The sequence below is a fragment of the Rhodococcus sp. NPDC060086 genome, from assembly GCF_042730275.1.
In the GTDB taxonomy this organism is placed as follows: domain Bacteria; phylum Actinomycetota; class Actinomycetes; order Mycobacteriales; family Mycobacteriaceae; genus Rhodococcus.
This window is the reverse complement of the sequence record NZ_JBHWWZ010000087.1, coordinates 1-10,239: the sequence shown is the minus strand read 5'-3', so window position 1 is coordinate 10,239 and position 10,239 is coordinate 1. Positions and strand designations below refer to the sequence as shown.

Below are 10,239 nucleotides of genomic sequence, written 5' to 3'. Positions count from 1 at the left end.
GTGATTGCCGAGTACGTGAGGTCTCAACGTGGCCCTGAGTGACGGTGATTCACCTCCACCGTGAACGATGGAGCACTCTCACCGAGATCGGTAGAACCGACCCAGCGTCTCGGCCTTGTGCTCGGCGAATCGGTCGTCGTCGATGCTCTGGCGAATGTCGTCGACGAGGCGCACCGTGTACCGCTCGTTGTGGATCGTGCACAACGTCGACGCGAGCATCTCCTTCGCCTTGAACAGGTGATGGAGATATGCCCGCGTGTAGTTCGCGCACGTGTAGCAGTCGCAGTGCTCATCGATCGGTGTGAAGTCGCGGCGGAAACGGCTCGTGTTGATGTTGAACCGTCCGTCGGGGGTGTAGATCGCGGCGTTGCGCGCGACCCGTGACGGGTTGACGCAGTCGAATGTGTCGGCACCGTGTTCGACGGCCACGAACATGTCGTCGGGCTCGCTGATTCCGAGCATGTGCCGCGGCTTGTGCTCCGGAAGTTCTTCGCTGCACCAGCGCACGATCGTGCCCAGATTCTGCTTCTCGAGCGCACCACCGATGCCGTAGCCGTCGAACCCCCGGCCCGTTTCGCCGCGGATCGATTCGAGACCGCGGCACGCCTGCCGTCGCAGATCCTCGTACTGCGCACCCTGCACGACACCGAACAGTGCCTGGTACGGGCGGTGGGTGCGCTGAGCGGTGAGCTTCTCGTGCTCGGCGATGCATCGCACTGCCCACGCCTGGGTGCGGCGCAGCGACTCCTCCTGATATCCACGGGTGTTCATCAGGGTGGTCAGCTCGTCGAACGCGAACATGATGTCGGCGCCGAGCTGATGCTGGATGCGCATCGACACCTCGGGTGTGAAGCGGTGCTTCGAGCCGTCGAGGTGCGATTTGAAGGTCACGCCGTCGTCGTCGACCTTCGCGAGCCGTTCCTTGCCCTTGGCGATGACGTCGTCGTTCTGGACGCCCACCGACTCCATGGCGAGGACCTTCTTGAATCCCACACCGAGCGACATGACCTGGAATCCGCCGCTGTCGGTGAAGGTCGGTCCCGGCCAGTTCATGAACTTGCCGAGTCCACCGGCCTCGTCGACGATGTCCGAGCCCGGCTGCAGATACAGGTGGTAGGCGTTCGCGAGTACCGCCTGTGCACCCAGATCGGCCACCGCCTCGGGCAGCACCGCCTTGACCGTCGCCTTCGTACCGACCGCCACGAACGCCGGCGTGCGAATGTCGCCGTGCGGGGTGTGGATGGTGCCTGTGCGCCCCAATCCGTTGTCGAGACGGGTCCCGATGGTGAAGAACGGGTCGTTCGGGGTGGGCACGGTGGTGTCGGTAGCGCTGGGGTCGGTCACGTCGTCATCCAATCATGATGGTCGTATGCCACGGCTGTCGTATGCCCACGGTCAAGGCCGCCGGACCGCGATCGCAAAGATGGCCACACCGGCCAGCGCCAACACCACACCGACGGCTGCCGGAGCGGTGTATCCGAAGCCTGCCGCGATGACGACACCGCCGATCCACGCCCCGAACGCATTCGCGAGGTTGAACGCCGCGTGGTGGAGCGACGCCGCGAGAGTCTGTGCGTCGTCGGCAACATCCATCAACCGGACCTGCAGGCCCGGCCCCACAGCGGCGCAGCCCGCGCCCAGCAAGAACACCAGCACCAATGCCGTGTACGGGTTGTGCACTGCGGCGATGAACACCGCCAACAGCACGGCGAGCGACGTCACGGTCATGAAGATTCCCGGCACCAAGGCACGATCGGCGAGCCTGCCGCCGACGAAGTTTCCGACGACCATGCCGATCCCGAACAGCATCAACGCGACCGGAACCAGCGACTTCGACAATCCGGCGAGGTCGGTCAGGGTGGTGCTGATGTACGTGTAGACCGCGAACACACCGCCGAATCCGATGACCGCCACCGCGAGCGTCAGCCACACCTGCTTGCGCCTCAGAGCGCCGAGTTCGATCCGCACGCTGGTGATGGGGATCGACAGGGACGGCACCCACGCGACGATCGCGGCGACGGTCACCACACCGATCGCTGCGACCAGGACGAATGCAGAACGCCAGCCCAGCGCCATTCCCAGCCACGATGCCGCGGGCACCCCGACGACGTTGGCCACCGACAACCCCATCATCACCAGCGACACCGCCCGAGCACGCTGACCCGGCCCCGCGAGATGCGCAGCCACGAGCGCCGCGACACCGAAGTACGCGCCGTGTGGCAGCCCGGCGAGGAACCGCGACGCGATGAGAAGCTCGTAGTTCGGTGCCAGCACGGTCGCCGCGTTGCCGAGGGTGAATGCCACCATGAGTGCGATCAGCAACGTTTTGCGCGGTAGCTTCGCGCCGATCACTGCGATCAGCGGCGCTCCGACGACGACACCGGCCGCATACGCCGACACCACGTGCCCGGCGGTGGGTTCGGAGATGCCGAGCCCGGAGGCGATGTCGGGCAGCAGCCCCATCGCCACGAATTCGGTCGTTCCGATGCCGAACCCGCCGAGCGCGAGCGCCCACATCACCAGCGCACGCCCCGGATACGCGGTGGTCGCGCTGTCGGCCTCGACGGAGGTTGTGGGCGCAGGATCGAGTGGACGGTCGGAAGCCGTGGTGGTCATGCGGGTGGAACCTTCGATTGAGCGAGTGACAGAAACCGCCCGTCCGCGGACCGGGCAAGCTTCCATTGTCCTGCGCCTGGGCCCCGACGACGATTCGAGACGGCGTGAGTTACGCCATGCGGTGCACCATCGATCCGGGCACTACCAATCCGCGCCGGCTCGCTCCGAGGTGAGCAGCCGGAGCGTGCCGTCGTCGATCCGATACCGGCTCATCGTCGACAGCGACGGCGCGTACACGTGGACACTGACGGCGGCGGTGTCCGACTCGTTCGTCACCTCGTGGATGTGGTGGGCACCGAAACCACCCACCTCACCGGATCGAATTTCGTTCCGCGACAACGACACCTGAGATCCGGACAGGATCGCGCCGGCCGGCGCGTGCACCGTGGTCTCGGTGAGCACCCCCTGTGCCACCGCGAAGGCACCCGCGCTGCCGCCATGATCGTGGATCTCGGTCCGCTGACCGGGGAGCCAGGTGAGCAACCACACCTCGCGATCGTCGGCGACGGTCAGCCGGGTGTACCAGCGCTCCTGCTCGTCGAATCGAACGACCGGTAGCCATCGGTCGGGATCACGTGCGATCTGCAGCGCAAGGGAGGTGAGATCGAGGTCGGCACGGATGGGCAGGTCTGGCTGAGTGAGCATTGCGAACTTCCCGAAATCGGGGCACAGATGTGCCCGGGCGGAGCAGAGGTAGAGGGCGATTTCAGTGACAACAGTGCAGACGCGCGTCGTCGGCACGGGCCGAGGCCGTGCGGAGACCGCGATCCTGCGCAGTGGTCGGAATGTTCACGACGACCATGTCACCCGCTTCGGAACCGCAGGTCAAGAGTTCGGATCAACGCAATTCGAAAAGAATCGTGCCGGGTTGCCTGTGCACAATCGCACCCCGGCGGAACCACCGAGTGCGAGAGGTGCAGCGTAGGGGCGATCGGACCCGAGCAAGACCCGATCCTCGCCCAGGTGGGCCATCACCGTTGCAACAACCTCACGCCCGTACGACGACGTCTCCACGTACACACCCGGCGCGGGCACTCCGGCGGGCCCGCCGCGGGCGGCCATCCGATCGGCGTGCAGCGGGGCCAGGCCCGCGAGCATGGCGAACAGCACCCGCAGCCTCGGGAATCGGCGCGCGCCGAACTCGTGCCAGCCGAACCACGCGGTGTGCATCTGGCCGACGTACGTCACCATCGCCGGCCACCACGAGGGCGCACCGGGCGCCGCCGCCGGACCCGGGTGAACGAACAGCGGCGCGCCCGCACGCTCGAGTTCCGCGAGTAACGGCGCGCACCGATCGAGTCCCGCCGGATCGGCCAGCGCGGTGGCCGGTAGCTGCAGGCCGACGCACCCGGCCGCGAGCACGTCGCGCAGCATCCGAGGGTCGGGCTCGGCTGTATTCGCGGCCGCCCACACCCCGAACGGGGCCGGTAGCGCCAGCGCACCTTCGTGGTAGGCGTCGAGCAGCGGGCCGGACTCGTCCACGGGAAGTGTCTCGATTCCGAGCGCGCTCGACATCGACACCAGGGCCAGGTCGATTCCGTCCTGGACCGCAAGGGCCGCCCTCGCGCGGACCGAATGATCGGCCGGATCGACCTGATACGGCGGCTCGCCGGAAAGATGCAGTGTCCAGCCGTCGAGCCGGGGCGGGTCGCTGCGGTCGCGGAGGGCGTCGACGAACGACGAGGGCCACAGGTGCTGATGCACGTCGACGCGGGAGCGGCGCTTCATGGTGTCCAGCGTTGTCTCCCCTGTTGTGTCGAGTCAACCGTTCAGGTCAGGACGGGCGTCTCGACTCGCGCCGACCTCCGAGCATCGAGTCGCCGGGCCACGAACTTGCCCACCTCATCGACCCACAGCACAGTCGACCCGACCGCGACGGCGAGCGCCCACTGCTGTGACGTGAGCGAGGTGGTGTCGAAAAATCCCTGAAGCACACTCATCTGCACCACGCAGATCTGCAGCACGATAACGGCGACGATTGCGATCCAGATCGTGTGATTGGTCAAGGTCCGCATCGAGAACACCGAACCGAGATTCGACCGCACGTTGAACAGATTGAACACCTGATAGAACACGAAGGTCGTGAAGGCGAGTGTCGTCGCGAACAACGGATCGGATGCGCTGTCGGGGAACAGTTCCGGGCCGTAGTGCAGGACCGCGATCGTGCCGGCCGTCATCAGCACACCGAGTCCGAGGATTCGCTGCACGCGATCCCTGGTGAGCAGCGCTTCCTTCACCGGTCGCGGTGGCCGTTTCATGGCGTCCGGTTCGGTGGGGTCCACACCGAGCGCGAGCGCGGGTGGTCCGTCCATGATGATGTTCACCCACAGGATCTGCAACGCGGTGAACGGCGCCCCGCCCGCCAGGCCGAGCACACCGGCGGTGAGGAAGATCAGCACGAATCCCCATGCGGTGGTGAGCTGGAACTTCACGAACTTGACGATGTTGTCGTAGATGCCGCGTCCCTCGGACACCGCCGCGACGATGGTCGCGAAGTTGTCGTCGGTGAGGATCATGTTCGCGGCGCCCTTGGAGACATCGGTTCCGGTGATGCCCATGGCGACGCCGATGTCGGACTGCTCGAGCGCGGGCGCGTCATTGACTCCGTCGCCGGTCATCGCGACGATCTGTCCGTCGGCCTGCAATGCTTTGACGAACCGGATCTTGTGCTCGGGTGCCACGCGGGCGAGGACACCGAATCGTGCTGCCTGATCGCGTAGTTCGTCGTCGGAGAGAGTGTCGAGGTCAGCGCCCGCCGCTGCTGTGCCCTGGATCCCAAGTTCGCTCGCGATGGCCGACGCGGTGACGAGGTGATCCCCCGTGATCATGTGCACCGCTATACCGGCGCCGTGCGCCACGTCGATGGCATCCTTCGCCTCGGGTCGCGGAGGGTCGACTATGCCCACGATCGCGTAGACGGTCAGATCGGACACCGCGCTCTGCAGGGCGTCCGCGTCGCCCCGCGGTACCGCGTCGAGCGCGCGACCGGCAATCATGAGGGTGCGCAGGCCCTCCGACGCGAGGTCGTCGACCGTGTGACGGATCCGGGCGCGAGTGGCGTCGTCGAGCGGCACCGTGCCGTCGGCACCGGATGTCGACGACGCTCGTTCGAGCAGCACACCCGGCGCACCCTTCGCGAAGCACCGATAGCCGCCGTCCGGGTGGGCGTGAAAGGTGGCCATGTACTTGTAGTCCGAGTCGAACGGCACTTCCTCGATCCGGGCGAGGGCAGTACGGCTGCCCTCGACGTCGATGCCGCCCTTCTCTGCCAGCACCACGAGGGCGCCTTCGGTGGGGTCGCCGACGAGGGCTCCGTCGCGCACGGTCGCGTCGTTGCACATGGCCATGCCCAGGAGGGCATCGGTGAGGTCGGGCGCGGGCATGCCGTCGCCGACGAGGATCTTGCCGTCCGTTCCATAACCCGTGCCGGTGACACGGAAGTTGCGCCCGTGCACCAGGAGCCGTTGCACCGTCATCTCGTTGAGGGTCAAGGTGCCGGTCTTGTCGGTAGCGATGTGGGTGGTGCTGCCGAGCGTTTCGACGGCCGCGAGCTGTTTGACGATGGCGCCGCGCGCCGCGAGCCGGGACGCTCCCATGGCCAGGGTGAACGCAACGACCGCGGTGAGACCTTCGGGAATGGTCGCGACCGCCAGCGACACTGCGGTGACGAGCAGTTCGGACCACGTCTGCCCGCGTAGCAGACCGAGAACGAACACCAGTGCGACCGTGACGATCGCGACGATCGTAAGAGTTTGCGCGAGTTGACCGATGCGCCGCTGCAGCGGCGTCTGCTCGACGCCGGCCGCGCCGAGGAGCGCGGCGATCGCACCCATCTCGGTGCGCATACCGGTGTCGGTGACCACCATCGACGCACGTCCGCGGGTCACCTCGGTGTTCATGAACAGCATGTCGTGGCGGTCGCCGAGGGGGGCCTGCGGGTCGTCGACAGCATCGACGGTCTTGTCGACGGGCTGTGACTCACCGGTGAGCGCGGCTTCCGCGACCTGGAGTCGTACGGCAGCGACGAGGCGGCCGTCGGCAGGCACCGAGTCGCCTGCTTCGAGCTGCACGATGTCGCCGGGAACGAGGTCGGCTCGGGCCAGTTCGACACCGCGACCGTCGCGCAGGACCCGCGTGGTCGACACGGACATCTGTTTCAGCGCCTGCAGACTGTTCTCGGCGCGGGCTTCCTGCACGTAGTTCAGAACGGTATTGAGGGCGATCACCGCGAAGATGACCACGGGTGTTTCCCACTCCCGCGACACGGTCGCGCTGACGACCGCGGCGACGACGAGGACGAGGGTCATCCTGTCGGCGAGCAGCGACAGCACCTTCCGCCACGCGGGGATGCTCTTGACCTCGTCGAGCACGTTGGGTCCGTGCTCCGCGCGGCGTCGCTCCACTTCGCCTGCGGTCAATCCTCGATCCGGGGCCACGTCGAAGGCCTCCGCGACGTCGTCTGCGGGTCGGGTGTGCCACCTCGACACAGTCTCGGCTGACATCGATACTCCGATCCACGTGCGCGGGCGGGTCGTTCTCACCGTAACTGCAGGTGGTACTCCTGCGCCGGGCGTACGTTCATGATGTGGTGTACGGGACGGTATCGAGCTCGAGGAGGCACGCCCGTGAGTGAAACCCCGAATGCAGGAAAAACTGTCACGATCCTGACCGACGAACAGTCCTGGAAACTTCTTGCGACCCGACAGGTGGGCAGACTGGTCACCGTCACGGACGGGCGCCCCGAGATCTACCCCGTCAACTACGTCGCAGACGCCGGCAAGGTGTACTTCCGTACCGGCGAGGGCAGCAAGCTCTCCGAATTGGCCGTCCATCCCGGTGTGGCGTTCGAAGTCGACCACGTCCAGGACGACACCGCGTGGAGTGTCGTGGTGCACGGAAATGCACGCATCCTCCGTAGCTTCGACGACGCGGCGCGGATCGACGCGCTCGGGCTGACGCCCTGGGTTCCGACACCGAAGTACAACTACGTCGAAGTCGCGGCCACCGAGGTCACCGGTTTCCGATACACCCTGGTCAAAAGCTGACACTGCGGTGACCTCGGCGCAGTCGCATCGGCTGCTCATGCGATTCATGTGGTTGTCGGTCGCGGCCGCGCTGGCGACGATGGCCCTCAAATCACTCGCTGCGTGGTTGACAGGATCGGTGGGCCTGTTTTCCGATGCCCTGGAGTCCGGCGTCAACCTGGTTGCTGCGATCGTGGGGCTGCTCGCGTTGCGCTTGGCCGCGAAACCTGCCGACTTCAACCATGATTTCGGCCACGGCAAGGCCGAGTATCTGTCGGCTGCCGTCGAGGGCACGATGATCTTCGCGGCCGCGACCGCGATCTTGTGGACGTCGATCGACCGACTGCTGTCGCCTCGGCCGGTCGAGGAGGCCGGTCTCGGTCTCGCGCTCTCGGCCGGGTCGTCCGTGATCAACCTCGCGGTCGGACTCGTGCTGATCCGCGAAGGCAGGAAGCACCGGTCGATCACGCTGGTCGCCGATGGCAGACACCTGCTCACCGACGTGTGGACGTCGGTCGGGGTACTGGCCGGTGTCGCGCTGGTCGCGGTGTCGGGATGGGACGTGCTCGATCCGATCGTGGCGATCGTAGTGGCACTGAACATCCTGCGCATCGGATACGGACTGGTGAAACAGTCGGTCGTGGGCATGCTCGATGCCGCGCTCCCCGCCGACGATGTCGCCGTGGTGAACGCGGTGCTCGACCGTTATCGGGCGTCGGGGCCGGTGCAGTTCCTGCCGCCGCGCACGCGCGAGTCCGGGCGCCAGCGGTTCGTGTATCTGACGGTGCGCGCTCCGGGCGATTGGTCGGTGCGTACCGGGCACGATCTGCTCGACCGGCTCGAGGCCGACCTTCGGGACGCGCTGCCGGGGGTGACGGTGTTCACCCACCTCGAGCCCCTTGGCTACCGGAAGCCCGGCACTGCTCCGCGCGCGTAGCGCGAGCGTCAGGAGGACACAACGAGCCCTGCACCGAGCCCGAACATGAGTACCGCGACACCACCGTCGAGGATCCGCCAGGACCCCGGCTTGGCGAACCAGTTGCGCAGATAACGCGCCCCGTATCCGAGCGCGACGAACCACACGGCGCTCGCAGTGATGGCGCCCGCACCGAACCACCAGCGACCCGGGTTCCCGTAATGGTTGGCGACCGATCCGAGCATGAGCACGGTGTCGAGGTAGGTGTGGGGATTGAGCCAGGTCAATGCCAGACAGGTCAGGAGCGCTGCGCCGATGGTGACGGCTCCGCCGGGCGCCGCGGACAACGCCGACGGACGCAGTGCCCGACGCGCTGCGAGAAGCCCGTATCCGATGAGGAAAGCAGCTCCCGCCCAACGGATCACATCGATGACGCCGGGCGCGTGGTCGAGGATCGTCGCAATTCCTGCGATACCCGCCGTGATGAGGAGCGCATCGGAGATCGCGCACACAGCGATCACGGGCAGCACGTGTCGTCGCGCGATGGCCATGCGCAGAACGAAGGCGTTCTGCGCGCCGATCGCGACGATGAGCGACAGACCTGTGACGAAGCCGGCGGCGAGGAGTGACATGCGCTCCACGCTAGGAATCCGAAGTACATAAGAAAAGTTGATTTCTCTAACTCTGCATTAGAGTTGCTTAATATGGATGTCGACTTCTCCCAATTGCGGACTTTCGCAGCGGTCCTCGACGAAGGCACATTCGACGGCGCCGCCGCTGTCCTGCGCATCACGCCGTCGGCGGTGAGCCAGCGCATCAAGGCACTCGAACAACATGTGGGCCGGGTCCTGCTGCGCCGCACCCGCCCGGTGTCGGCCACTCCGTCCGGTGAAGTGGTGATGCGTCTCGCGCGACAGGTCGCGCGCCTGGAGGACGACGCCTCCGACGAACTCGGTCTCACTGCCGACGAACGCACGTACGTGACGATTCCCCTGGTCGTCAACGCGGATTCGATGTCCACGTGGATGCTGCGCGCACTCGCACGCATGCCCGTCCGTCACCGGGCACTGTTCGAGCTGCATCGCGAGGACGAATACCATTCCACCGCATTGCTTCGCGACGGCACCGCGATGGCCGCAGTCACCTCGGTACCCGAACCCGTGCAGGGCTGCACCTCCGAGAAACTCGGATCCATGCGTTATCACGCGATGGCCAGCGCCGACTTCTCCGAAAGATGGTTCCCCGACGGTATGACCGCCGAAGCGATCCGTGAGGCTCCGATGCTCACCTTCGACCGCAAGGACGACATGCAGGATCGATTCCTGCGCAAGCGAACCCGTCGTCGCATGGCAGTTCCGCGGAACTATGTTCCCGGCGCACTCGAATTCGTCGATGCCGCCCGTCTCGGACTCGGCTGGGGGATGCTGCCCGACGCGATGCTCACCGACACCACCGATCTCGTGCACCTCGCCCCCGACGACCCCTTCGACGTCCCGCTGCACTGGCAGCGCTGGCGCCTCGACTCCCCCGTGCTCGACGCACTCACCGCGGCCGTGCGTCGTACAGCCCGGGAAGTATTGCGGGAGCCTTGACTTCCTCCCCCGCGTGAACACGAAGGATTCCTACGCAGCCTCACCATCCGGCAAGATCTGTTCAGCGGGTTCCTGCTTCACCGGGTCCGCG

Annotated in this window: 9 protein-coding genes; 3 read left to right on the top strand and 6 right to left on the bottom strand. The window is 66.3% G+C overall.

All coding sequences use genetic code 11. The annotated features are described in order from the left end of the window. Positions 1–78: 78 nt before the first annotated feature. The 5 genes from tgt to ACFWB0_RS25285 form a co-directional block, all read right to left on the bottom strand. Positions 79–1,344: a tRNA guanosine(34) transglycosylase Tgt gene (gene tgt, locus ACFWB0_RS25305; protein WP_378493151.1), complete on the bottom strand. Its 1,266-nt coding sequence runs from the start codon at positions 1,342–1,344 to the stop codon at positions 79–81. Positions 1,345–1,395: 51 nt separating this feature from the next. Continuing rightward, entirely contained in the window at positions 1,396–2,616 is a 1,221-nt protein-coding gene (locus ACFWB0_RS25300; RefSeq protein WP_378493150.1) for an MFS transporter, read from the bottom strand. A gap of 141 nt (positions 2,617–2,757) precedes the next feature. Then, positions 2,758–3,261: a cysteine dioxygenase gene (locus tag ACFWB0_RS25295; protein ID WP_378493149.1), complete on the bottom strand. Its 504-nt coding sequence runs from the start codon at positions 3,259–3,261 to the stop codon at positions 2,758–2,760. A 180-nt stretch (positions 3,262–3,441) separates the two neighbouring features. Then, positions 3,442–4,344, bottom strand: a complete 903-nt coding sequence (locus ACFWB0_RS25290) for an amidohydrolase family protein (RefSeq protein ID WP_378493148.1) — start codon at positions 4,342–4,344, stop codon at positions 3,442–3,444. A 41-nt stretch (positions 4,345–4,385) separates the two neighbouring features. Then, entirely contained in the window at positions 4,386–7,118 is a 2,733-nt protein-coding gene (locus tag ACFWB0_RS25285) for a calcium-translocating P-type ATPase, PMCA-type (RefSeq protein ID WP_378493147.1), read from the bottom strand. Between the two features lie 123 nt (positions 7,119–7,241). Between ACFWB0_RS25285 and ACFWB0_RS25280 the strand changes: the two genes are divergently transcribed. Further along, positions 7,242–7,661 carry a pyridoxamine 5'-phosphate oxidase family protein gene (locus ACFWB0_RS25280; protein WP_378493146.1) on the top strand — a complete coding sequence of 140 codons (420 nt, stop codon included), beginning with the start codon at positions 7,242–7,244 and terminating at the stop codon, positions 7,659–7,661. A 37-nt stretch (positions 7,662–7,698) separates the two neighbouring features. Further along, on the top strand, positions 7,699–8,577 hold the full coding sequence (locus tag ACFWB0_RS25275) for a cation diffusion facilitator family transporter (protein ID WP_378493152.1): 879 nt from the start codon (positions 7,699–7,701) through the stop codon (positions 8,575–8,577). 8 nt (positions 8,578–8,585) lie between these two features. Here ACFWB0_RS25275 and ACFWB0_RS25270 read toward each other — a convergent pair whose 3' ends face one another. After that, positions 8,586–9,188: a LysE/ArgO family amino acid transporter gene (locus ACFWB0_RS25270; RefSeq protein WP_378493145.1), complete on the bottom strand. Its 603-nt coding sequence runs from the start codon at positions 9,186–9,188 to the stop codon at positions 8,586–8,588. Positions 9,189–9,260: 72 nt separating this feature from the next. Here ACFWB0_RS25270 and ACFWB0_RS25265 point away from each other — a divergent pair, with 72 nt between their 5' ends. Continuing rightward, positions 9,261–10,148, top strand: a complete 888-nt coding sequence (locus tag ACFWB0_RS25265) for a LysR family transcriptional regulator ArgP (RefSeq protein ID WP_378493144.1) — start codon at positions 9,261–9,263, stop codon at positions 10,146–10,148. The last annotated feature ends 91 nt before the right edge of the window (positions 10,149–10,239 follow it).